The organism is Pontibacter rufus (assembly GCF_015694705.1).
In the GTDB taxonomy this organism is placed as follows: domain Bacteria; phylum Bacteroidota; class Bacteroidia; order Cytophagales; family Hymenobacteraceae; genus Pontibacter; species Pontibacter rufus.
On the sequence record NZ_JADQDR010000001.1, the window covers coordinates 132,424 to 157,333 of the forward strand.

Sequence of the window (24,910 nt, forward strand, 5' to 3'; positions counted from 1 at the left end):
AAAAGTCTCCAGTAAATCATTTGCAAGTCCAGACATTGGAGAAGCTTACCCAAGGCAACACGCGGGACAACTTTATACCTTGGGCCGATCCGCAGACGATTTCAGAGGCATACGCAAAACAGTCTAGCTTCACTGTATAGCTAATACCCTTCAAAGTCTCTTATTTCCCTCCTGATGTTATCTCTTGCAAAGATGGCTCATTGGCTGCTTGTAGCTTCCAGTTCCACTAGGGTCCAAGCTTTCTTTCTGTTAGCATCTTCCGCTCTGATCTTCCTAATTTCTTCTGTTGTAACAACAGGTGACGGAGCTTTTCGGAGTGTAAGGCCTGAAGCTCTGCTTTCCGCAACTGGCGCCATCCCCGGAATATCACCAGCCGGGCGGGGTGCTTTGCCTCCAAACTCGAAGCGGACATAGCTTAAAACAGAAGCTATCCATTCGTCGCTGTTCGCTTCCATGGCAGGCATAATGCTGGAGTAGGTTTTGCCATCTACAGGACCTGACAGACCGTGCAGTAGAATCCTGGCTGCCGTTTTCTTCTCTGCAAACGCCAGGCGCTTCGAGTTTACCAGAGGAGGAGCCGGCATCCCGGCACCGCCAATCGCCAGTCCTTTCCCGTCAGCGCCATGGCAACTGGAACACAGCGATTTAAAAGTGACCGCACCTTTTAAAATTAAGCTTCTATCTGCTTCGGCCAATGTACCCAGCTTTCGGCCATATGTCCTGACTCCTTCATTCTCATCAAGGGCCGTTTTAGTGGCTACCAACATTTCGTTGCCTGCGCTTTCCGCTACGATATCCCTGACAATTTCTTTGGCCTTCTCTGATTTGCTATTGTACAGGGAGAGCAGCAGTTGCACCCGCACATCGTCAGCAGTATCGTTTTTAAGTGCCCCTACCTTTCTTATCATCTGCTCATCATTCTTCTTCAGGTAGGGCTCGCTGATCCACACAGCAGCTCTTCTCACCTGTGGATGCTCATCTTTCAAGGCCGCCGACAGTACTTCTTTATCAATTGCTCCTAGCCCTTCCAATGTCCACAGCGCATGAATTCTGGCTATGTGGCTGGGTTTCTTCTCCCAAAAGAGCAACATTTGCCAGAAAGAATGCGCTTCCATTGCCATGTTCCTCAGGGCAGGAACCACGGATTTATCCCCACGCGTAACGATCAGCTTTTGCGCTTCGTCGCGCCACCAGCCGTTCGGGTGATCCAGATAACTTAGAAGCTGCTTGCCCGGCTCATCCAGCATCTTTGGTCTTGGCCCCCGCTTGTAACCATCATGCACCACACGGTAAATGCGGCCGTGCCCGGTGTTCTTCGACAGGCCCAGGCTATCGATCTTCTGGCGCAGGAAGGACTCCGGCTTTGTCCAGTTGCCCTGCTGCACAATGCCGCGGTGCATGTCTACGATGTATAGATTCCCGTCCGGCCCTGTGGCAGAGTTAACAGGCCGGAAATTCATATCGGAGGAAGCGATAAACTCCTGCTGTCGGTAGGCATTCTCCAGCCTTACCTTCCCATCCTGGTTTATTACCTTGGCCCGCCGTACAGCCCGTGCCACTGGCTCGCACACAATATAATCCCCCACAAAATCCTCCGGAAGGCGGTCTCCCCGGAAGATCGATTGTCCGCAGGCAGCCGTAAAATGATTCAACGTATTATTGGGGCGTAAACGCTTAGGGCCGCCTTGTACGTCAGGAGTAGCAATAATGGGCCATACTTCGGCAAACGCCGCACTGTACTGGTCCGGGAAATCAAGCGTACCATAAACGGGGTTTATCTGGAACCCCATAGCAGGGATCTCTCCCCCCGCTCTGGAGTAGTAGAGGCGCCCGTAGTTGTCGTGCGTGACGCCCCATTGCCCGCCGCCGCCACTCACGATGGTGTCTACCTGTATGGTGCCATTCGTGTACCGGAAGCGCACCGGATCGTAGGTGACGTACATCCAGTTATCGAGGTTCCAGTCCAGCCCGCTTCGTTGGTGCTCCATGTTGGTGTCATTCAAAACGTACTTGTCATTTTGGTATACTACCTTCCTGACATCAGCTTTTCCGTCTCCGTCCGTGTCTTTGTAGCTGTAGATATTTATACTATTGGTTTCATTCACCAGCAGTTCCTTATTCACGCACTGCAGCATGCGGGGCAACAGAAGGCTATCTATGAAGACTGAACTCTTGTCCATCTTTCCGTCATTGTCCGTGTCCTCGAGCAGCGATATCCGGCTTCTGGGCTCCTGCTCGCCGGAGGCGTCAGCGTCCTGCATATAGGTAAGCATTTCCGCTACATACAACCTGCCATTCCCATCCCAGGCAATGGCTACCGGCTCCCTGATCATAGGCTCGCTGGCCACCAGTTCCAGGTGGTAGCCTGCCGGCAGGTGCATGGACTTCATGCTCTCTTCAGGCGATAAATAAGCTGCCGTAGGAGTCGGATCAAAAACTGGTTTTGCATACATCTCTTCCCGTTCGTTTTCATTTGGCTCCTGACAACTGAACGCCAAAGCAGACAAAGCAACAAAGCATGCTATATGGAGGTTCTTCATGTGACTTTGATTTGATTGTGGTGAAACAAAACCGGCGAAGTCGGCATTCTACTATCAAGCCTCATCCCGACAGCTTATGGCGAAGTGCTGCTTTCGTACTTATTTACTTATCGGCAAGCACGGCAATCGGGAACACCAGCTATCCTCAAAACCTGCTATACAGGAGCGTTCTTTATACTTTATGGCCGCCAATCCGGGGTTTCAGAAGAGGGTGCTGAATGCCAGCCTTCTGGACATCTCACTAGCTCCAATGTTACAAGGCAGTATAGGCTAGGTAGAGGGTATCCACAGCAGGTAACTTATCAGAGTTACCTGCTGTGTCCCTTAGCAATAACCAATACTACTTGTCAGTTTAATAAAATGCATAGAAATCAATAGCCCGGGTTCTGGACAATTTCCGGATTTTGATCGATTACGGCCTGGGGCACAGGATTTAAATACATTTTTTGAGTAAAAACATGCGGATGATTAAGCGGAACAGGTTCATAGATCCATACGCCTTTATTATCCGCAGGAGAAGAGTTTGTGATTTTCATGCCATGCCGTTCTTTGTTCATGACATCCTCGGCAACCTTCCAGCGGATAATATCATAAAACCTTTTGTTTTCAAAACAAAGCTCAACTCTCCGCTCATGGTGAATGGCCTTACGCATTTCATCCTGGCTCAGACCGGCCGGAAGGTCCGGGAGATCTGCTCTATGTCTAACGGAATTGATGGCATTATATACAGAAGGATCAGGCCCCACTGCTTCGTTCTGCGCTTCGGCATACCCCAGCAAAACCTCCGCGTAACGATAATAAATAAAGTTAGCACCACTTACCGGGCCGCCACCAGGGCGCACCAGCGGATTCAATTTCTTTTTAAAATAATAACCGGTGTTACCTACATCGTCAGTACCAAAATCAATTTGGTTTTTTGAGGGATGCACCTTATCAATGCGGGTGTAAATAGTATCCGCTATTGACATCCAATCCATTTTATACGGAGCACCGTCATAAACAATCCAATCGTAAAACCTTTCTTCACGGCCGACATAAGGGTTCTGCGGATCATAACCAGAGGCAGGATCGGTGATGGGTTTCCCGTTAGCCATGAAGAACTGATCCACCAGCTCCTGGGTAGGATCGTAATTACCCCAGGTATAATATACGCCATTAATCCAGACAGGACCTCCAAACTGTTCAAAAGACGATCCCATCGTATTCGCCACGACCTGCCTGTCCCAGACTACTTCCGGGTTGTATTCGTTACCCTCATACCATAAGGCGGATAGATCCGAAAACAAGGCATAAGGGTGTCCATCCCCATACTTATCTATAAACTCTTTAAAAGTTGCAGCAGCCTTAGCCCATCTGCCCGCATCATAACTTCCGTATCCTGCTACCTTGTTCGCATCAGCTCCTGCTGCCGGTTGAGGAGCATTAAAAGCAGGGCTGGCTGCATATAACTCGACCCACCCTTTTAAAGCCAGCGCCGCACCCAGTGTTGCCCGGCCTGCATTTGCATCACCGGCATTATATTTAACTGCTAACGTGTTGTTATTGATAATCGAATCTAGCTGGGATGTTATAAAGTCGGTTGTTACTTCGAAGGTACTTCTGGACTTATAAATTTGCGTACTGTCCATTGTTCTTCTATCCATTGCCTCTGTAATAATAGGAAGCCCTCCTAAATGCATCCACAGCTCGCTATAAAAATACGCTCTGAGAAACCTGGCTTCATCCAGCCGCTTTTTCATCCACTCCGGTGAGAAATTAGCTGCGTTCTCGTTTACCTTCTGTATGAAGGTGTTGCATTTTCTTATGTTAGTATAGGTAGTGGGCCAGTTGGTTAAGTCTGCCGGACCTGTGATCCCTCCCCAAACGGTATAGTTACTGGAAGATGGTTCTATAATGCCTTGCTTCCAGTTCCATGAAGTGTAGTAGAAGCCGGCATCATTATCATCGGTGAAATTGTCCAGGTTCTCGGGTTGGTTCCATTTGTTGGGCAGGCTGCCGTAAATGTCATTCAGGAAAAGGTCTGCATTTGCATCTGATGCCCACTGGGTATCATCGTTGAGTTTGCTTAAATCAGTATTTTCAAGAAAATCCTTATCACAGGAAACCATACTTATCAGTAACAGCCCGATGAACAGTATACTGCTGATTTTTTTTATATTCGTCATGGTCAGTCTCTTTATCAATTTGTAAAAAAAACTAGAAAGTTGCATTTAGACCCAAAGTATACACCTTTTGGTTAGGGTAGGCTGTTTCACGATCGGTATAACCAACTTCGGGATCCATAAAATTGAGCTTGCTTGTCGTTAGCAGGTTCTGACCTGAAAAATATACCCTTACCGCCTGTATCCTCAGGCTTTGCGTAATGCTCTGAGGAATTGTATAACCTAAAACAGCCGTTTTCAATCTAAGATACCCTGTATTCGCCATCCAGAAGTCTGAGCTTTGGGTGTTGTTGGCATAAGGCGACTGATTAGCCCGCGGATATCTCGCATCAGGGGTATTAGGAGTCCAATGGTTATTATAATATTCGTAAGATGAATTACTGTTATTATTATTAAACGGAATGGTTTGAAATCCCCGGATATCAAGGCTTGCCAGGGCCGAGCCCTGGAAAAACAGGCTCAGGTCAAACCCTTTCCAAGAGGCTGAAGGGGTAAATCCATAACTTATAAATGGATAAACCGGATAACCAATAACGGTTTCATCATTTGAGTCGATCTTACCGTCCGGCTTGCCTTCAGGCCCACTTATGTCTTCATACCTGATATCGCCCGGGTGCAAATCACCAAATTGTATTACGTCATAACCGTCTGCGGCATCAATGATGCCATCGTCGTTTTTATCATCAGCAGTGCTGAATAAACCCAGCGCGTGATAGCCGAATGGAGTGCCCAAAGGCCTGCCGGTCCGGCTACGATTAGGATCATTTCGCGTGGCACTGGTTTCGAATACCTGAAGCATTTTGTTCTTGGCATAACTAAAGTTGCCGTCCAGACTTAAACTAAGGCCATTATCAAACTGGTGCGAGGTGCCAAGTGTCAGCTCTATGCCGTGGTTGGACATGATGCCCTCATTCTCATCAGAAAGAGGTAAGCCATACTCAACAGGGACACTAACGGCCGGAGGCAATAACATGCCGGTCCTTCTTTCATGAAAGTAGTCCGCCTCAATATCCAGCAAGCCATTCCAAAGGGTAGCTTCGAAACCTACATCCGATTTTGTAGAGATTTCCCAGGTGATGTTGGGGTTCGCTTCCAGTGGAATATAGGTTCCCGGCACCATCGTTCCATTACCAAAAGCATAGGCGTTTCCGTATAGGTTGTAGCCGTTTAAGTATTGAAAAGCAGAACCGGCCAGGTTACCCGATTTACCCCATGATCCCCTTAGCTTTAAGAAGTTTATGAAGGAAGCATTGTTTCTGATAAAGTTTTCTTCGGACAGCACCCAACCCACAGAGAAAGCAGGGAAATAGCCCCATCTTTTATTGGGGGCAAAATAGTAGTGGCCATCATAACGGCCGGATGCCTCCAGCAAATATTTATTAGCGAAATTGTACCCGAACCGGTAAACAAAACCAAGCTGGCTTCCTGTGGACGAGGAGCCGCTGTTGTCGAAATCATTCTTATCTGAACTTCCCATGTTTAGTTCATCTACATTTACAGGGAAGTTATTCCGCCGGGCTGAGAAAAATTCATAGGCGTTGGTACGTGCTTCAGCAACTATCAAGCCTGTTACCTCATGCTTTCCAAATGTATTTTGATAATTCAGATAGCCCTGATACGTAAAATTCTGGCTTTTAGAATACTGTTGGTTCAGCCAGGTATAAGTGGCAGCACCTCCTTCAGACGTTGATATCTGCCTGGTGTAAGTATAGGGGGTAGTGGTGGTATCCTGGGAATAAAAATAGAATGGCGTGTGCCACGATTTTATCGTCCGCTGGCTGGGATCGTAGCTAAAGGTACCCTTAATGCTTAACCCTTTGATAAACGACAACTCCTGTTTAATGGCAAGTGTTGTTAATAAAGTGTTATTCGTGTTGTTTAAGTACCCCGCATTCAGAATTCCTACCGGAGAGTTACCGGCAAATTCGCCCCAGAGGTTATTGCTGTAATATAAATGGGCTAAAGGGATCAGCTTATATGCGCTGCGGAAAAGCTGCCCTGTGGAGACGGCGGCATCCACCGATTTGCTTTTTTCTATTGTTCCCAGTAAAGACAGGGACACTGTCGTGGTTTTGGTAGCCTCCGATTCCAGGTTAATATTATAGTTATACCGGCTGTAGCCTACCTGATCAAACATTCCGTCCTGTTTCAGGAATCCCAAGCCTGCATAATATTTTATCCTGTCCGATCCACCGCTTAACTGTACATTATAGTTTTGTATCGGGGCATTCATGTTTATAATGTCCCGTGTATCGGTTTCAGGATATCTGTCAGGATCTTGCGCATGCAACTGATCATAATTATTAATCAGGTTTTCATCATAAGGCAGTTGAGTACCTGTTGGGTTCTCGTTTAAATAAGCTTCGTTATGCAGGCGCATGTAATCCTGGGCATTCAGCATTTCAGGGTAGTAGGTAGGCGTTTGAATGCCATAATAGGTGTTAAATGATAAAGTTGGAGCACCCTTTTGGCCCTTTTTAGTGGTAATCAGAATTACACCATTAGCTCCTCCCAAGCCATAGGGAGCTACGGCGGCGGCATCTTTTAAAACCGAAACAGACTCAATGGTAGTGGGGTCCAGCTGGTTCATGTTGTCCCTGATAATACCGTCTACTACAATTAGTGGCTGGTTATTACCGGTAGTTCCAATGCCCCTTAAGTGGATGTCCGGGGCATCCGACCCTGGTTGCCCGCCATTGGGGCGCATACTTACCCCGGCCACTCTTCCGGCTATTGAATTGGAGATATTAGCCACCGGCGCCTCTTCCAATTCGTCTCCTTTTACCGAGGATACGGCTGCCGTTGTTGATATCTTCTTCTGGGTACCATAACCCACAACCACCACTTCTTCCAGCGCCCTGGTATCGTCGGCAAGCGTTACATTTACTGTAGTTCTGTTGTTAATGGGTACCTCCTGCGTCTGGTATCCTATGTAAGAGAAGACAAGCGTGCCTTTTCCATCGGGCACTGTGAGCGAGAAGTTGCCTTCCATATCCGTCGGAGCCGCCGTGCTTGTCCCTTGCAGCAGCACCGTTACGCCCGGCAGGCCTATCCCCTTTTTATCTGTAACACGTCCGGTCACCGTGATCTGTGCCTGCGCATTAGTTATGACAGCAGAGAAGCTTGCGGAGGGAGCTTCAGCCTTTGGGAGACGGATATGAATGTTATTGTTAATGAGCTTAAATTCCAGTCCCGTTTCTGCTGAAATTTGCTCCAGCACCTTGTTTAGCGGCTCATTCCTGACGCTTATAGACAATGCTTTTTTACCATGTAGTTCCTTCTCATCAAACGTGAACCGAAATGAGGTCTGCTTTTCGACACTATTTATGAAATCTTCCAGCGAGGCTTTCTTCAGCAGTAGCGTTACTTTGGAATTTTGTATGTCTGGCAGCACTTCCATGTCTGCTGCCGAGGCAGAGAAGACAACCGCCAGCAGCGCGAATGCTACAAACAAGGTTCTTCCTGCTCTACCTTTTAGTAAATAGTAGAAATTATTTTCCATAAATTTGGGATGTTTAATTTGATTGATTCTTTTAAACAACAGCCTCTCTGTTAAGAATATGCGCCAACAGACTTCTTATAGAGGCATTTACACCCGGTTCAGAATAGGACCGGGTGTCTTTATAGTATATTTTTAGTCATACTTTATAGAGTTAGTTAAACATGATTTTAATTTCATTGGCAGTTCTTCTGTAAGTAAAGCCCTTTACAAAGCCGACACCTTCCAGTACTTTTTCCAGGGTTTCATCTTCATATTCCCCGGTATAATTCCATGCTTCGTTCTGCATGCCTTGGCCATCCACTTCTATGTTCACGCCATACCAGTTTTCCAGCTTCTTTATCACCTGGTTCATATCGGCTCCTTTGAAGTACAATAAACCCTCTTTCCAGCCAAGCACCTCCTTTCTGTTAAACTCCGTTACAGCTTGTTGTTTTGATACTTTATTGTAGGAGAGCAATTGGCCAGGCACAAGGCGGGCTATTTGCTGCTCCTGTTGCCCCTGCTCCTGCTTATTTATCTTTACGATGCCTGTCGCCAGGGCTACCGTAGTAACATCATCGCACAAACGATAATTGATGTTGAAAGAAGTCCCTACAGCCTGGGTTGAGATGTTGCCGGTATGCACGATAAATGGATGTATTTTATCTTTAGCAACCTCAAAAAAAGCCTCGCCATCCAGTAGCACCTCGCGTTTATCAGTGACAAAGTCTTTTAGGTAGGAAACTTTGCTTCCTGCATTCAATTTTATCACGGAGCCATCAGGCAAATGGATTGTTTTCTTAACACCGGGTGCAGTCACTACCGTCGTATACTCTGCTACCTTTGTGTCAGGCCGGGAATTATACTGCACAAGTGCCACTATAAAACACAAGGGCAGCAGTACAGCAGCCGCTAACTTTAACCAGATCTCCGGCTCCCGCCAACGAATGGGTCGAACAACAGCAGATACTTCTTTCTCTTGCAACATGCCCAACTCATGCTGTTGCCTCTTGATCTGGCTAAATATGCTGCCTGCATCATGCTTCTCGCCTTTAGCCGGATCAGCCTCCTGCCACAGGCGCTGCAGTTCCTGCTCTTGCTCAACTCCCGGGTTCTGGGCCTCGAACCATTTTAACAAGGCTTGCACCTCCTCTGCCGAGCACTCTCCTCTGTAAAACCTGTCAAGCAAGTCTGCGTTCATCTGTTTATGTTGGTGTGTATGTATTACACTTATCCCCTCCACTGCACCACCTCTGCCAAAAAAATAATTAAGTACTTACTTTTGCTATTGCGCTTTTATCTTTTTTACTTTAAGATATAATCTTTCTTAGCTGTAGCTTTCGGAAAGCCGCATCCCCTTATTTAGTCCTTAACACTTCGCCATCAACATATTATGAAGACAGAAAGTAATATATGTTTGAAAAGCACCATAAGGGCCCTTAAAACAGGCGACATGAGCGCATTTGAAAGCCTTTACCAAAAATTTGAGCCGAAGCTATATGCGTTTGCGCTAGGCATGGTCAGGCAGCGTGAGGATGCGGAAGAAGTAGTGCAGGAGGTGTTTCTGAAAGTATGGGAGCGACGGGAGTTGCTGGATCCGGAACAGAACTTTGATGGCTATCTGTTTAGCATTGTCAAGAACATCGTATACAACAAAACGAGGCGGAAAGTATATGAACTTGCATTTACGCAATATTTAGCCGCAACAGGCACAGGTAAAAGTTGTTCTACAGAAGAAGCAATTGCTTACCAGGATTTGGCAAAGTTGTTGGAAGAAATATATGCGACGCTGCCTCCGGTGCGGCGACATATCTTTGTGATGAGCCGTGTAGAGGGCAAAAGCAACAGCGAGATTGCCCGGTTGCTGAATACCAGCAACAGCAACATTCAAAATCATCTAAACAAAGCACTTAAGCTTGTCAAGGAAAGGTTTAAGGGTTACGAGATTGTTTACGTCGCTTTTATACTTGTAAGCCTCTGTTAAGTACTTATAATAAAATACCCGACGCATTTTCCTGGTTGAAGTTGATGGTATGATTTTGCCCGGCTTGCCTGATAATCCTCTCGGGTTGTTGCCCCGAGCCTTGATTCGCTCGTAACCGAACTACTCCTCATACTTAATTTGAGGTGCGGTATAGGTGGGCAGGAAGAGAATGCCTCTTCTCCCCGTTGCAGAAGGCCAGCCGTGGCTCTTGCCAGGAGGCAAACTTGTTGTGGTAGGCCATATCAGTCATCTTAGTCTTAAAGATGCTCTCTGGATCTGCGTTCTATAAGGCAATTTCTTTCCGTCTCATATTCTGCTGTACCGGCATCCTCTACAACTGCTACAGGAAGGCACTGCAGTCATCCTGCACGCCCTGATCAGCGTGAAACAAGAGGGGGTGGAGCAGCGGCCTGTTTCTGATGGTTATCTGCCGGGCCGCTACGGTGGCCACATTGATAAATCTGCCTATCTAAAACCCATCTGTTAAAGGTAGCAGGTCCACGATTTAGCTGATAGGCACTTTACGAAGTATGGCTTCTATAAAATCCCGGGTGGCAATGCCGTCGGCTTCGGCTTCATAGTTCAGGATGATGCGGTGGTTCATTACATCGTGGGCCACTTCCTTAATGTCTTCCGGCAGTACATAATCGCGCTCATCAAAATACGCCACAGCCTTGGCTGCGCGGTTCATGGCTATACTTGCCCGCGGTGATACGCCAAACTGGATGTAAGGCGCAAAATCAGCCAAATCATACTCGGCGGGGCGACGCGTGGCGAACACCAGTTCAATAATGTAGCGTTCCAGGGTTTCGGAAATCTGTACCTGGTTTATTTCGTTGCGGATGTCGAAAATATCCTGCTTGGAAAGTACTTTGTGCACCGTGTCGTTGAACGACATGTTGGCCATGCGGCGCATGATTTCCAGTTCATCTGTTTTTTTGGGGTAGTCGATGTATACTTTCATCATAAAGCGGTCTACCTGCGCCTCGGGCAGCGGGTACGTACCTTCGTGCTCCACGGGGTTCTGGGTGGCCAGTACCAGAAAAGGCAGGTCGAGGTTGTAAGTAGTTTCGCCGATGGTTACCTGTTTTTCCTGCATCGCCTCCAGCAGTGCCGACTGCACCTTGGCCGGCGAGCGGTTTACCTCGTCGGCAAGTATAAGGTTGGCAAAAATAGGACCCTTCTTCACCTCAAATTTAGAAGCGTTCTGGTTATAGATCATCGTGCCGATAAGGTCTGAAGGGAGCAGGTCGGGGGTGAACTGGATGCGCTGAAAATCCAGGCGCAGCGCTTTGGAAAGCGAGTTGATAGTCAGGGTTTTGGCAAGGCCGGGCACGCCCTCCAGCAGGATGTGGCCGCCGGTAAACAGGCCGATGAGCAGGCGGTTTACCATGTAAGCCTGGCCTACCACCACTTTGCTCACCTCATTAACTACCTGCCTTATCTTTTGCTGATTGGCCTTTACTTTGTTCTGGTACGTCAGTTCTTCTGCTGCCATGCGGTATCCGGTACTTTAGCGCATAAATATAGCGATAATACGGCATTGTTGCCGTGTTATTGCGTATCAGCCGGGTAATAGGCAAAAAAAGCGCCCGGTCAGGCGCTTAAGCTATAAGCCGGCTGTTGTACCAGTGGTGGCCGTACCTCCTGTGGCTGCGGGGCCACATTATTCTGCTTTAGTTTGCTGATACGCTCCTGCTGCGCCTGCCGAACCATCTCTATGAGGCTGCCTGCGCGGCTTTCCTCCACTTCGAGAGGCAACACCAGCACTTTGTTTGCAGAGATAATGTGTATGCGGCGGTGGCGCGTCATCAGGAATAAGGTGATAAAGAAGCCGCTCAGCAAAGCAAAGGAATCATCGAAATAGATGCCAAAGGCAAACATGAGGCTGAGGAACAGGTAAAGACTATTGCCTGTGGCTTTTACCTTCCATCCTTCAATATCCTCCAGAAAAAGAAACTTATTGCTGCGGAGGGTCCAGGGGGCAAACCGCTGAATGACACGGTGGGTGGTGAGCGCCAGTTTCTTATCTACTGTCTGAATCAGATACTGCTCCCCATCTAATAGCTTTGTGTTTACCATTATTAAAGGGGTATTAAGTTTGTGAAATTTGGGTTTGGAGTAGCGTAGTAATGTTAGTATCACAGCTTTCGGTGTTGGTTCATGGATAAGATTCCAAAAGCCACCAAATGGTTGCATCTATTGTTCGTGCAAATATAACTTTTTTACCGGAGTTGCACGCTAAAAATTGCATTATAAATTCGATGTTTTTTTAAACAGCCTTTCTTTGACGCTCTTCGGTATTATTTTTTGGAGGCAGGAAAGAAGCGCTTTGCTCGTGCAAAGCGCTTTCTGGCAGGGCAGGCGTTTAAAATTTATACTTAGGATAGGTAAAGATCACCCTCAAAGCCATGTGCCCGCTGATTCTTAAAGCGTGCAATATCGGCCTGCATGTTATCGTAAATTTCCTGGATTTCTTCCGATTCCTCGGTCAGCGGTTTAATGTGTTCGCTCAGCAACTTGGCTGCCAGCGGATAAAACTTGGCGTCGTCCGTGTTTTTGGCATTAATCTTAAAAGAACTGACCGCATTTTCCAGCTTTTTCAGCATGGGGTACTTGGCTTTAAACTCCTGGATGGTGTCGCGGAGTTTCTCCCGTATCATCAGGTATAAATCCTCCTCAAACGTCATCCCAAAGTCGTCATCCTCTTCGTCATCATCAAAGCTGTTGTGGGCGAAGTCGTCGTCGTAATCAAAATCGTCTTTCATGGCTGATAATAGGGTTATATTAGATGGTACGTAATGTTATGGTCAAGCTGGCCGAGCGGTAGCTTTAAACGCGGTAAAATACTAGCTAACATTTCACCGGCAAACAACGCGGCTGCATAATTAGCACTTCAGGTCCTTATTTGCAAAACGTACGTACTCTCTTTCGGTGTGTTTCATAAGATTTAATAATTGCACCAAAAACAGAAAGTCCGGCCCGCCTGTAAATTTAAAAATAACAATAGTAAAAGTCCGCTGCAGCCGACTTTTGCTATTGTTATTTCAGGCAAATTTGCGGTCAATAAGGCGGAGCAGTTTCTGGAGGTGTTCCTGCTTCCTGCTCCAGTCATACTTGCCGGCCAGTTGCTGCTGCACGTACTGGTGGGCCTGCGCTGCACTGGGCATGGCGTCCAGCGCCTGGATGGCCTGGTAATAGGTCATGTTATCGCCTTCGAACAACTCGTTGATAAAGCTGAAGCGCTGGTTAATGGAAATAGAGTTTTTGAGCGAATCGATTTTGCGGTTGCTGTGGGCATCAGCCAGCGAGGCTGCGGGCGCCTTCCGGAAATTGTCGTTGAGGGTAGGGCGCTTGCCGGCTGCATTGTCCTCGTCCTCGTCTGCGTCGCCGCCGGACGAAATATAAACCGGCCGGGCGGGCGCCGATGCCTCGCGCTGCGTCTGGTGTATGGGTGCAACCACGTCTTTCTCCTCGCGGGGCGCTGCCGGTGTTGCTTTTGCCGCTACCGGCGGTTCGGGTGCCGGGCTTGTGCCCAGAATGTCCTGCTCTGAAACAGGCAATAGGCTGTTGAAGCGCGCTGCCAGTTCGCTCAGGCTGCTGCGGCGGTTCTGGTTGGCGTTTACGTACAGGCTGAAGCGGCTCAGAATATATTCGCGGTCGCGGCTGGCAGGCGAAAGCGTGTCTATAAATCCGGCAAACAGCGGCTTGTCTACATCAATGTATTTTAGGTTTTCCTGCAGTTTGGGCAATGTAATCTCCTCCTGTATGCGCAGAAACTTCTCTTCAAAAGTTGTTACCGGGTCCAGCACCAGCAGAAAGGTGTCGTAAATGGCTTTTTGCAGCAGCGCCTCAAACGCGTGGCGCTTCATCAGGATCCTGCGCGAGAGCACATTCATAAAATGCAGCAGGGCTTCTTTTACTTCCTCGTTTTCATAATCGAAATAGGGACTGCGCAGGTTGGCCATTTCGTGGTGCCACTTGAGCAGCAACTCCTTTATCACAAAAAGATTGACCTGTTTGATGGGAGTAAAGCCAATCAGCTGCGGGCCGTTCAGGGTGTCGTAAGAGGCAAAGTGGCGGTCGCACAGCAGATTTGCCAGCTGCTTGCTGTACCGTTCCAGGTGTAATTGATTATATTTGTCTTCCATGGGGTTTTCCTTCGTCCGTAAAGATAAAAAATAATATGCCAATGTTGATTGTGCAAAACCTCAGTGGCCGCAAAATTCCGGTGGCACCGGGACAAACGTTGCTTGGGGCCATACAGGAGCAGCACATCGACTGGATGCATGCCTGCGGCGGCAAAGGGCGCTGCACTACCTGTCGCATAATCGTGCAACAGGGACTCGATAATTTCGGGCCGCTTACCGAGGCCGAACTCCGCTACCGTGCCAAAGGCCGCCTGAAGAATAACGAGCGGCTGACCTGCCAGTGTACATTGGCGCACGGCAATGCCACCGTAAAAGTGCCGGACCAGACAAAGCTGCCACACCTGGCTTATAGTAGTTAAGAAGTTAAAGGGTTAAATTACTGATTGTTGGGATATTAGTAAAAATCATCTAAGCTTTAAGACATTGCACATTTAATAAATCAGCACATTACTAATGTTTATAGAACCACGCACAGGCAACGGGAACAACACACACCGGAGAGGCTGGATAGAAGTAATCTGCGGCTCCATGTTTTCGGGTAAAACGGAGGAACTGATCCGCCGGCTGAACAGGGCCAAAATTGCAAAGCAGAAAGTAGAGATTTTTAAGCCTGCCCTCGACAAGCGTTACCACGATTTGGATGTAGTGTCGCACAACGACAATGCCATCCGCTCCACACCTGTTGATTTTGCGCACGACATGCTGCTGCTGGGCGGCAGCAGTGACGTGGTGGGCATTGACGAAGCACAGTTTTTTGATGATGGCCTGGCGGAAGTATGCGTAAAACTGGCCAACAGCGGCGCCCGCGTTATTGCCGCCGGCCTCGACATGGACTATCTCGGCAACCCTTTCGGGCCCATGCCTGCGCTGATGGCCGTGGCCGAGTATGTAACCAAAGTACATGCCATTTGTGTGCAGTGCGGTGATATTGCTACTTACTCTTTCAGGAGTGCGGCTTCGGAAAATCAGGTGCTGCTGGGCGAAACCGATTCGTATGAGGCCCGCTGCCGCCATTGCTTTCTGGAAGGTATGAAAGGTAAGAAGTAGATTTTAAAAGCTGAATGGCTGAAGGTTATTTTGGATGACTATCTTATATTTCAATTAGCTTGCTGTTTCAGATTTGAGTTACAAGGTACGAAAGACCTCGCAGCGTGCGCAGCTCCTGCGAGTGCCTGCACCCTTGATTTGTTTAATTATCATGACTGATATGATCTGCAGGTTGCGTGAAGTATAAGGAAAATGTAAAGTATAAATACCCGGACAATCATCCGAATCACGATAAATCAAAGGTGCAGGCAAAAGATGCTTCAGCAACTTTTCCTGCTACATACAAAGTATAATTTATACCTGTGAAACGCCGCCCTATACTACAGCTAAGACCATCTTGCGCGCTGCTTCAGCCAGTGTTGTGGCTGTGGCTTCTGGTCTGGGCGCAGCCGGGCTCTGCACAAAGCCATTTACCTCTTGGGGGCTGGCAACTGCACGTGCCTTACCGGCAGGGCAAAGCAGTGGCTTCTGCCGGCGATAAAGTATACCTGGCATCGCAGCAAGGGCTTTTTTATTATGACAATGCATTTAATGCAGTGCAACCCGTTACAAAAGCAGATGGCTTGCAGGAGCAGCAAATCAGCGCCATGCAATACGATGCCGGAACGGAAACACTCGTCATCGCTTACAAAAATACCAGCATCGATTTGCTGCGGGAAAATGAAATTATCAGCATCAATGATATTTACCGCAAAGCTGTTCCGGGTGTTAAAGCCATCAATCAAATTTATACTTATAACAAGCTGGCATATCTTTCCTGCTCGTTTGGCGTGGTGGTGCTGGATTTGCAGCAGCTGGAAGTCCGGGAAACGTACAGCAACCTGGGCCTTGGCGGCGAAGCGGTAAACGTGCAGGCAACCGCCATACGCCGCGACAGTATTTTTCTGGCTACAGATAAAGGGATACTTGCCGCCCCGCTAACTGGCGTCAACCTGCAGGATTTCCATAGCTGGCGCAGCGTAAGCAGGGGCCTTGATACGCCGGGGCAGGTGAACAGCTTAGCCGTTTTCAACCAGGACCTTTATGCAGGCACCAACACGCAGGGTGTTTATGTATTACAGGAACTGGGCTGGCAGCCAATACCTGCTGACGCTGCAGTTAACAGTATTTCAGCTTCGGATAATTACCTGGTGATTACTTATGCAAACAGCGTGTCGCTGCTGGATAAAGCCGGGCACACCATCGACCTGGAACCGGAAGTTCTGAAAGCGCCACAGGAGGCTATAGTTGGTACTGATGGCCAGGTATGGGTGGCAGATGCGAACGAAGGGCTGGTAAAAATAGATGTAAACCTTGGTACTGCCACTGCTTTCGCCCCGAATGGCCCTTATGCAAACGACAGCTTCCGGTTATATGCCGCCAAAGGCAAAGTATACGCTCTGAGCGGCGGCTACAACGCGCATTATCAGCCACAGGACAGCTATAACGGCTTTTATGTATACGCCGATGGTCTCTGGCAAAGCTTCAATAAATATACATATCCCAACCCCACCGACCTTGCGCCTGCCGCTGATATTGTGGATGCCGTGTATAACCCCGTAACCGGCAAGCTATACTTTGCCAGCTACGGCAGTGGTTTGCTGGAGTGGAGCGGCCCGGGAAATAACAAACTCTACAGTGATGATAACAGCCCGCTGCTGGCTGATGAAACAGAAAGTGTGCGCCTTACCGATTTGGCCGTTGATGCAGAAGGTAATGTATGGGTGGTAAACCGCAGCCGGCAGCCGAATGCGCCAGGCGTGTATGCGCTGCAGCCGGATGGCACCTGGACGTCTTTTATACTTCCGGGCGTGGCTGATGGCAGTAATTTAGAGTATATCCTTGTTGATGATAATGGCAGGAAGTGGCTTTCTACGGCGCGGGAGCAAAATGCACGCACTGGTCTGGTGGTTTTTGATGAGAAGGAGAACCAGGTGCGCTATCTATCCACTGGGGAGGGAAACGGCGGCCTGCCAGACAACGCTGTTTACAGTATGGCAAAGGATCTGAACGGCGATATCTGGGTAGGGACGGGCAAGGGCGTGGGTGTGTACTATAATCCGGCTTATGTGTTTGAAGAGCAGGTATACGATGCTCGTATTCCGATTATAGATCGCAGGCCGCTGCTGGACGGGCAGGCGGTGCGAAGCATTGCCGTAGACGGCGCCAACCGCAAGTGGATGGGCACCGACAAGGGCCTCTGGCTCTTCAGCCCCGACGGGGACGAACTTATTTATCATTTCACCACTGAGAACAGCCCTTTACCTTCCGACAAGGTCTTGTCAGTAGCTGTGGAGCACCGGTCGGGCGAGGTGTTTGTGGCAACAGAGGCGGGTATGGCCTCTTTCCGCTCCGACGCTACTACTACCGAAGGTAAGCCCGAATGCGCGGTGGTGTTCCCCAACCCCGTTCGACGCGACTATACCGGCCTGGTAGGTATTTCGGGTTTGCCCAACAACGCCGATGTGCGCATCACCGATATTGCCGGGATGCTTGTTTATAAAACCCGCGCCACCGGCGGCACCCTTGCCTGGAATGCCCGCGACTACAATGGCAGGCGCGTGAAAGCAGGCGTATACCTGGTGATGAGCGCCAGTATAGATGGCAAGCAAACCTGCATCAGTAAAATAGCCGTATTGGAATAAATGCTGGTTAAAACAAGGGGCGTTGTGCTCAACTATATTAGATTCCGGGAATCGTCCATTATCGCCAAAGTGTACACCGAGGCGCTGGGCGTACAATCCTATATCGTAAACAGCGTGCGTAAGAAGGGGCCAGGCGCACGACTGGCATTGTTTCAGCCTTTCACGTTGCTGGATATGGTGGTGTATACCTCGCGCAGCGGCGGACTTACGCGTATTTCAGAGTATAAATCGGCGCACCCGTTCGCCACTATTCCATTCGATATCCGCAAAAGCAGCATTTTGTTGTTTCTTTCAGAGATGGTGTCGCGCACGGTGCGGGAAGAGGAGGAAAACCCGGCGCTCTTTCATTTCCTCTACAACGCCATTATCTTTTTTGATGCGCAGCAACAAGGCTATGAAAATTTTCACCTGATTTTTCTGCTGCAGCTCAGTTCTCATCTGGGCTTTAGTCCCGGCTCCGGTGCCGAGATTGTAGAGCAAGTGGCATTTACGGCCAACGCACAAAGCGCTACCCCGGCGCCTGCCGTGCTGGCCATGCAGGCGCACGAAGTATACTTTAACCAATTGCTGCACCACCCGGATCAGGTAACTATTCCCAACGGAAAGGTGCGGCGGGAACTGCTGGATGTCCTGATTCGCTACTACCAGCTGCACGTAGACAAGCTGGGCGAGATAAAGTCACTGGCTATACTATCAGAAGTGCTGGCCGAGTAGGTGTGCCGGCAAGTATAAGCAAACCGCTTAGGATGTCTTGCCTGTTGCCTTGTGGCTAACCATAAAGTTTACCGAATTAGCTATAAAACAAAGCTCATTGGCTTTTTTATGTAAATTGCTCAGTTTGTCAATAGAATTTTGGTCTGTTACAGTTACGACAGGGTTTAACGTTACTTCTTTAAATTTTCCACCACCATTGTCTGTTCCCGCCATTATACCTACCGGATTATCAATGTAATCTGTAACGATAACACCGTTGTCTGCACATAAATGTAAAAACCAAAGCATGTGGCAACTTGAAAGTGACGCAAGTAAAAGTTCTTCCGGATTATATCTTGTCCTATCGCCACGAAATGTAGGGTCAGAAGAAGCCAGAATGTCGCTCTTATTGTCGGCCGAAATGATATGACTTCTCTCATAAGAACTGTAATCCAATGTCCCCTTTCCTTGATTTCCTGTCCACTTAATTGTCAGTTTGTAAGTATGTTCTTTGTTCATTTTCCTGTCTGTTGTTGTCTTAACCGTGCTACCAATTTAAAAGCCCGAAGCAGATGATTGCAAGTATACTTTCATACGCGTTACTCCCTTTTGATGGAGGGCCCATTAATCCTGTTCCATAAGCGCGTTTCACATCCTTTTGCACATAGCCAGGTATAACAAGTATAAAATAAAAGGGCGGCACTGTGGTGCCGCCCTTTTTAATAATTTAACCTGAAGAGTCCTACTTGGCGCTCAATACTTTGATATCAAAAGACAGTACCGTATTGGGCGGAATAGCACCTTGACGGGGGCAAGGACCATAAGCCAGGCCCGAAGGAATATAAAACCTGGCCTCTTCTCCAACTGTCATCAATGGCAGCACTTCGTCCCAGCCATCGATTACCTGGCTGGCACCCACCACAAACGAAAGCGGTGCTCCTCTGTCATAAGAAGAGTCGAATTTGGTAGAGGCGTCAAACGTTGGCTTGTCTACAAACTTGCCCAGGTAATGTACCTCTACAAAATCCCCTGTTTTCACCTGCGCGCCCGTGCCCGGCGTCAGCACAAAATAGTGTATACCAGATGCAGTTTCCTGCATGTTGGTGGTATCTATGTTATTTTCCCGGAAGTATGTTTTTATTCCTTTTATATCGGCTGCTTTCTGTGCGTCTTTTTCTTCCTGTGTCGGATAGCAGGGAGATCTGTAAGGATCTTCCACCTCGCCGCAGGAAGCCAGAGAGCCAACGATAAACAGCAACAGCAGCGCCTTCGGCAGGGCAGATGCTTTTATTTTATTCAGAAAGCGGGTTTGCAGGAACATGGTAATCGGGTATCAGGAAAAATATATAAGGTTACTTCTGTACATCAACCATCTCCACATCGAAGCGGAGGATGGAGTTGCCTGGCATTTGGGGGCCGCGATCCTGCTCACCGTAAGCCAGCGTGGAAGGAACCAGCAGAATAGCTTTGCTGCCTTTGTTCAGTTTCTGAAGCGCCTCATCCCAGCCGGGTATCACCTGGCCCTGGCCCAGCGTAAAAGTATAGGGCTCGCCTCCTTTGTAAGACGACTCCACTTCTTTGCCATCCAGAAAAGAAAGCTTGTAGTGTACGGTTACTTTGTCGCCTGCAGTGGCATCAGGGCCTGTGCCCGGGTCCGTAATTACATAGTATACACCGGATTCTGTTTTCTGCACATTCTCCAGGTTATTTGCTTTAATGTAATCTTGTATTTTAGCATCGTCGATTTTCAGCTGCTCCTTGGCGTGTGCCTGTGCATCCAGCATCTGCTGTTGCATCATTTTCTGCTGGGAGGCCATTGCTTCTTCCTGCGACTGCACTGTATCTACCTTGATAAAGAAAGTCATCTGCGAGCCGGGCTTAATGAAAGGCGGCATGGGCTGGCCGCCAAATGTTTTGGCGAACAGGGAATCAGCGCTGATTTTAAACACACCGCTGTCGCCGGGTGATAACATCATCAGGGCATTCTCCAGGCCTCCTTTAAAGGAAGGCTCCATTACCGGAATCATCAACGGCGTTTTCTGGGTACGGGAGTCGAACAGCACGGAGTCATCTGCATTTTTATACATCATCTGCATGGTTACTACCTGCCCTACCTTGGCACCGGTAGAGTCGCTGGGAGCAACTTCGCCTTTGTTTTCATAGGCGCCTTTGTCGTTCTTTTCGTAGATTTTATACGTCAGGCCTTCTGAAGTATGAAACTCGTCTTTTTTGCCGCAGGATTGCAGCATAAGGGCGCCAGCAAGCACTGGCAGCAATAATTGGGTTTTAGTCAGCATTCTTTTTTATAGGTTGGATTTTTTTCTGTTTTTAGCTGGCACTGGCGTGCGTTAGCTGGTCTTTGTAAAGCGGCAGCAGGCGCTCAAACTTATCGATGGTAGCCTCCAGGCTATCCAGCGACATGCCGCCGGCGGCGTTTTTGTGGCCGCCGCCATTAAAATGCTCGCGGGCAAACTCGTTTACCGAGAAATCGCCTACCGAGCGGAACGACATTTTTACGGCTTCTGATCGGTCGATGATGAGGGCAGCAAAAACAATGCCTTCAATAGAAAGGGCATAATTTACCAAACCTTCCGTGTCGCCGGTCTTTGAGTCGTAAGCCTTGAGTTCTTCTTTTGTAATAGCAATATAGGCCGTATTGTATTCGTGCAGCACCACCAGTTTGTCTTTAAGGGCGTAACCCAGAAAGCGCAGGCGCAGTTCCGTAGAGCTGTCATAAATCAGGCGGTGGATGTTAGACGTCTGCACACCAATGTGCAGCAGGTCGGCAATGATGAGGTGCACGTTTTTGGAGGTGCTCGGATGGCGGAACGAGCCTGTATCAGTCATGATGCCGGCATACAGGCATTCGCCTATACTCGTATCAATCAAATCGGCATCGCCGGCCTCCTTTATCAGGTCGTACACCAGCTCGGCGGTAGCGGCTGCATTGGTATCAGAAAAGCTCAGATCGGCAAAATGCTCGGGCTGCAGGTGGTGGTCTATCATCACCTTGGTGCCTTTGGCCTGCCGGATGTACTCGCCCATCTCGTGTATGCGGGACAGACTATTGAAATCAAGGCAGAAAATAACCTGCGACTCGCCGATAATGCGCTGTACGAGAGCATCATTTTTCTCGGAGTATACCAGCACATCCTCGTTGCCCTCCATCCAGTTCAGGAAGTCAGGGTAGTCAGAAGGCGTAATCACTGTAACGCGGTGGCCTTTCTTTTTGAGGTATCCCGCCAGGCCCAGCGACGAGCCAAGTGCATCAGCGTCAGGCTTGTGGTGCGTGGTGATCATCACCTCTTTGGGCTCGTTCAGAAGCGTTTTCAGGGCATTAATATCGTGCATACTGTCCGTATAAATCCTCTGATTAATAAGGATATAAACCGCAAATTACAGAAGAAATTACTTCTAAAACAATAGTAACGTTTTTTGAAACAGCCTTTGTAAGGGCCGCCGCTTCCGGCGCGGGAATAATGCTTTGCCAAACTATAACTTAAAAATAGCCTATAATCAAACGAAATGCGCTACTTTTGCATCTTAAATTTGAGCATACAACCTTAAAACCATTCAACCAACATGGCCGGAAACATCACATTTACAATGATTAAGCCTGATGCAGTGGCAGATAACCACATTGGCGGCATTACCAACATGATAGAGGAAGGCGGCTTCCGCATCGTGGCAATGAAAAAAACAAAGTTGTCGGAAGAGCGCGCCGGTAAATTTTATGAGGTGCACAAAGAGCGTCCGTTCTACGGCGATCTGGTTGCTTATATGTCGTCCGGCCCTATTGTGGCAATGATTTTAGAGAAAGACAACGCGGTGGAAGATTTCCGTAAGCTGATTGGCGCTACCAACCCGGCGCAGGCCGAAGAAGGCACCATCCGTAAGAAATATGCCAAATCTATTGAGGCAAACGCTGTGCACGGCTCCGATTCTGACGAGAACGCACAGATCGAAGGCGACTTCTTCTTCGCTGCCGACGAGCGCTTCTAGTTAAATCATACCTGAGCAAAATAAAATCCCGCTAAGCCTTGTGGTTTAGCGGGATTTCTGCTTTCTGATGCAGTGTAATAAAACTGTGTATCAGCTCTTACAAACAAAGTATAGTTGTTGCAGAACTGCGCCGGGCATGTTTATACTTAAGCAAACCGGAGCCGCAACAAAACAGAAACACAGCATATCCACAAAAAGAAACCGGCTCCATCAACTGAAACCGGTTTTTAAACTCCTGATGATATTTTAGCTTCTCGGCACCGTGAGCCGCTGGCCGGGGCGTATCAGGTCCGGGTTATCGCCTATTTTGTCTTTGTTGGCTTCGTACAGTTTATGCCAGCTGTTGGCATCGCCGTACAGTTTTTGGGCAATCTTAGACAAAGAGTCGCCGCTTTGTACGGTATACACATCGTTGTCCGGGCCCGGATCGGTTATTTTCTGCTTGTCCTGCTCGCTGTAGAAACCCTGCTCAGGATGGCCCGGCGTACGCGATACAGAACCTGTGCCTTTGCTGACAGGTGGTGCGCCAGCTGGCTTCGGTATATCTTCTTTGGGCAGTATGTTGCTGTTTGCTTTATGCGCGGGCGCTTCTTTCCCCTTCTTTAAAAAATCAAATAGTCCCATATCGGTTTAAATTTAAGTCAGACATTTGGTTTGGCTGGCAAGCTGTTAGTTGCCAGTAGCTTCTGTTAAATACGCCCGGCGGGCCACATAGTTGTGCTGTGCAGCCGGACAGATACCGATATCAACTCTGCACAAGTTTTTGCCGTAAGCATTCAAGCCGCTGCCCGAGAAAGGCAGGGTTTTACATGATGTATAAGTATAAAGTAAAACAGAACATATGAAACCAACAATGTGGAAGAATTATTGGGCAACGCTGCTTTGCAGTTTGTTTGCGCTGGTGCTGGTAAGCTGTGGCTCCGGCGATGAAGCAGGTTCCGAGAGCATGATCTCAGGCGAAAGCAATAAAACATGGACTACCTCAAAAGAGGTAAATGCTGCCGGAGGTAAAGAAAAGTTGTCGGAAGAGGAAAAAGCGCAAAGCCTTCAGTTTTATGCTGATGGCCGTTTTGCCATGGGTGGCGGAAGTGCGCTGGAGACTGGTACCTGGTCGTTTGACCCGGCGGCTAAGCGGCTGTCGCTGCAGTTTGCAGACCAGAATGTTATTGAAAACTTTGATGTGCTGAAGTTAACCGATGACGAAATGCGCCTCAAAGCAGAAGACGGTTTTGAAATGTTGCTTGAAGCAGAGTAAATGATATAGCCAAAGTAGTGTTTGATTAATTTGGATGAAGCGGCAGCCCGTAAAAAAGCAGGCTGCCGCTTTTTTACAGGTGCGTATAACTGTTGCCCTGTAGCAGGCAGAATACAGTTTTATCCGGAGTTAGAACTCATGCCAGCTATCAGGCAGGAGAACAGGCTAATTAGCGAAGGGCTACGGCTTGCTGCTCAGCCATAAATTGTTTCGGCAAATTTCCGGATGGCATTGCAGGTTTCGCCGGTGCGCTCGAACATGCCCATGTGCCCTGTTTTTTCGAGGAAGTATACCACGCTGTAACCAGGCAAGGAGCATTGCTCCAGGGCTTTATCCAGCGGCACGGCGGCATCATCTTTCCCGAAAATAAACAGTACCGGAAACGCTGCTTCACGTAGCACATGAGTCCGGTCGGGGCGGTCGCGCATGGCGGCCAGAGCGCCGGTTATACCTTGCTGCGGTGTAGCACGGCCGATTTCCTTCATCATTTCAATCTCAGGTTTCAGGCGGCTACGATTTTCGCGGTAAAAAAGCGGCTCCACAAAAGGGTTGATAAAGCTGGCTACCCCATGCCGCTCCACGTAATCGATGGTTTTGTCGCGGTTTTCCTTTTTCTCATCCGTATCGGGCAGGGCGGAGGAGTGAAACAGACATAAACCATCAAGCATACTGCCATACTTCTCCGCAAAAGCCATACTTACGTAGCCACCCATCGAATGCCCGATAAGTATACATTTTTTGATCGCTAGTTCGTCCAGTTGCCGTTTCACATCGTCAGCCATACTTTCCATGCTATAACCGGCGGTGTTTTGGGTGTTGCTGCCGTGCCCGGGCAAATCCAGCGCAATGGTACGGAACTGTTCCTGCAGCGGCTTTATAAAGTCTGCCCATACCTGTTTGCTCTCGCAGAAGCCATGCAGAAAAACCAATGCGTCGCCGGTGCCTGCATCAATGTAAGTTGTGTTTGTCAT

At 48.5% G+C, this 24,910-nt stretch carries 21 protein-coding genes; 7 read left to right on the forward strand and 14 right to left on the reverse strand.

Features of this window, described 5'->3' with window-relative positions; all coding sequences use genetic code 11:
• Positions 1-197 precede the first annotated feature (197 nt).
• The 4 genes from I2I11_RS00605 to I2I11_RS00620 form a co-directional block, all read right to left on the reverse strand.
• The gene (locus I2I11_RS00605) at positions 198-2,540 is read right to left on the reverse strand and encodes a DUF7133 domain-containing protein (RefSeq protein WP_196265729.1); all 2,343 of its coding nucleotides are present in this window, start codon (positions 2,538-2,540) and stop codon (positions 198-200) included.
• Between the two features lie 371 nt (positions 2,541-2,911).
• A complete protein-coding gene (locus I2I11_RS00610; protein ID WP_196265730.1) occupies positions 2,912-4,705 on the reverse strand; it encodes a RagB/SusD family nutrient uptake outer membrane protein in 1,794 nt (597 codons plus the stop codon).
• A 31-nt stretch (positions 4,706-4,736) separates the two neighbouring features.
• A complete protein-coding gene (locus I2I11_RS00615) occupies positions 4,737-8,204 on the reverse strand; it encodes a TonB-dependent receptor (RefSeq protein ID WP_230679814.1) in 3,468 nt (1,155 codons plus the stop codon).
• Between the two features lie 151 nt (positions 8,205-8,355).
• The gene (locus tag I2I11_RS00620) at positions 8,356-9,384 is read right to left on the reverse strand and encodes a FecR family protein (RefSeq protein WP_196265731.1); all 1,029 of its coding nucleotides are present in this window, start codon (positions 9,382-9,384) and stop codon (positions 8,356-8,358) included.
• Positions 9,385-9,636: 252 nt separating this feature from the next.
• Here I2I11_RS00620 and I2I11_RS00625 point away from each other — a divergent pair, with 252 nt between their 5' ends.
• A complete protein-coding gene (locus I2I11_RS00625; protein ID WP_196265732.1) occupies positions 9,637-10,167 on the forward strand; it encodes an RNA polymerase sigma factor in 531 nt (176 codons plus the stop codon).
• Between the two features lie 505 nt (positions 10,168-10,672).
• Here the strand turns inward: I2I11_RS00625 and I2I11_RS00630 are convergent.
• From I2I11_RS00630 to I2I11_RS00645, 4 genes are all read right to left on the reverse strand, one after another.
• Positions 10,673-11,665 carry an AAA family ATPase gene (locus I2I11_RS00630; RefSeq protein ID WP_196265733.1) on the reverse strand — a complete coding sequence of 331 codons (993 nt, stop codon included), beginning with the start codon at positions 11,663-11,665 and terminating at the stop codon, positions 10,673-10,675.
• A 98-nt stretch (positions 11,666-11,763) separates the two neighbouring features.
• On the reverse strand, positions 11,764-12,249 hold the full coding sequence (locus I2I11_RS00635) for a hypothetical protein (RefSeq protein ID WP_196265734.1): 486 nt from the start codon (positions 12,247-12,249) through the stop codon (positions 11,764-11,766).
• Positions 12,250-12,548: 299 nt separating this feature from the next.
• The gene (locus I2I11_RS00640) at positions 12,549-12,935 is read right to left on the reverse strand and encodes a hypothetical protein (protein WP_196265735.1); all 387 of its coding nucleotides are present in this window, start codon (positions 12,933-12,935) and stop codon (positions 12,549-12,551) included.
• A gap of 279 nt (positions 12,936-13,214) precedes the next feature.
• Positions 13,215-14,318, reverse strand: a complete 1,104-nt coding sequence (locus I2I11_RS00645; protein ID WP_196265736.1) for a hypothetical protein — start codon at positions 14,316-14,318, stop codon at positions 13,215-13,217.
• Between the two features lie 41 nt (positions 14,319-14,359).
• Between I2I11_RS00645 and I2I11_RS00650 the strand changes: the two genes are divergently transcribed.
• From I2I11_RS00650 to recO, 4 genes are all read left to right on the forward strand, one after another.
• Complete coding sequence (locus I2I11_RS00650; protein WP_230679815.1) at positions 14,360-14,677, forward strand: 2Fe-2S iron-sulfur cluster-binding protein; 318 nt, start codon at positions 14,360-14,362, stop codon at positions 14,675-14,677.
• 94 nt (positions 14,678-14,771) lie between these two features.
• Positions 14,772-15,365: a thymidine kinase gene (locus I2I11_RS00655; RefSeq protein ID WP_196265738.1), complete on the forward strand. Its 594-nt coding sequence runs from the start codon at positions 14,772-14,774 to the stop codon at positions 15,363-15,365.
• A gap of 302 nt (positions 15,366-15,667) precedes the next feature.
• Positions 15,668-17,989, forward strand: coding sequence for a type IX secretion system anionic LPS delivery protein PorZ (gene porZ / locus I2I11_RS21385; RefSeq protein WP_196265739.1), 2,322 nt, complete (start codon positions 15,668-15,670; stop codon positions 17,987-17,989).
• Positions 17,990-18,703 carry a DNA repair protein RecO gene (gene recO, locus I2I11_RS00665; protein ID WP_196265740.1) on the forward strand — a complete coding sequence of 238 codons (714 nt, stop codon included), beginning with the start codon at positions 17,990-17,992 and terminating at the stop codon, positions 18,701-18,703.
• Positions 18,704-18,730: 27 nt separating this feature from the next.
• On the opposite strand, the gene I2I11_RS00670 is transcribed toward recO, so the two are convergent.
• The 4 genes from I2I11_RS00670 to I2I11_RS00685 form a co-directional block, all read right to left on the reverse strand.
• A complete protein-coding gene (locus tag I2I11_RS00670; protein ID WP_196265741.1) occupies positions 18,731-19,201 on the reverse strand; it encodes an OsmC family protein in 471 nt (156 codons plus the stop codon).
• Between the two features lie 223 nt (positions 19,202-19,424).
• Positions 19,425-20,003: an FKBP-type peptidyl-prolyl cis-trans isomerase gene (locus I2I11_RS21175; protein ID WP_230679816.1), complete on the reverse strand. Its 579-nt coding sequence runs from the start codon at positions 20,001-20,003 to the stop codon at positions 19,425-19,427.
• A 31-nt stretch (positions 20,004-20,034) separates the two neighbouring features.
• Complete coding sequence (locus I2I11_RS00680; RefSeq protein WP_196265742.1) at positions 20,035-20,979, reverse strand: FKBP-type peptidyl-prolyl cis-trans isomerase; 945 nt, start codon at positions 20,977-20,979, stop codon at positions 20,035-20,037.
• 31 nt (positions 20,980-21,010) lie between these two features.
• Positions 21,011-22,033, reverse strand: coding sequence for a DHH family phosphoesterase (locus tag I2I11_RS00685; protein WP_196265743.1), 1,023 nt, complete (start codon positions 22,031-22,033; stop codon positions 21,011-21,013).
• Between the two features lie 231 nt (positions 22,034-22,264).
• On the opposite strand from I2I11_RS00685, the gene I2I11_RS00690 reads away from it, so the two are divergent.
• On the forward strand, positions 22,265-22,684 hold the full coding sequence (locus I2I11_RS00690; RefSeq protein ID WP_196265744.1) for a nucleoside-diphosphate kinase: 420 nt from the start codon (positions 22,265-22,267) through the stop codon (positions 22,682-22,684).
• Positions 22,685-22,930: 246 nt separating this feature from the next.
• Here the strand turns inward: I2I11_RS00690 and I2I11_RS00695 are convergent, their stop codons facing one another.
• The gene (locus tag I2I11_RS00695; protein ID WP_196265745.1) at positions 22,931-23,308 is read right to left on the reverse strand and encodes a LysM peptidoglycan-binding domain-containing protein; all 378 of its coding nucleotides are present in this window, start codon (positions 23,306-23,308) and stop codon (positions 22,931-22,933) included.
• A gap of 217 nt (positions 23,309-23,525) precedes the next feature.
• Between I2I11_RS00695 and I2I11_RS00700 the strand changes: the two genes are divergently transcribed.
• A complete protein-coding gene (locus I2I11_RS00700; protein WP_196265746.1) occupies positions 23,526-23,939 on the forward strand; it encodes a hypothetical protein in 414 nt (137 codons plus the stop codon).
• Positions 23,940-24,133: 194 nt separating this feature from the next.
• Here I2I11_RS00700 and I2I11_RS00705 read toward each other — a convergent pair whose 3' ends face one another.
• Complete coding sequence (locus tag I2I11_RS00705) at positions 24,134-24,910, reverse strand: alpha/beta fold hydrolase (protein WP_196265747.1); 777 nt, start codon at positions 24,908-24,910, stop codon at positions 24,134-24,136.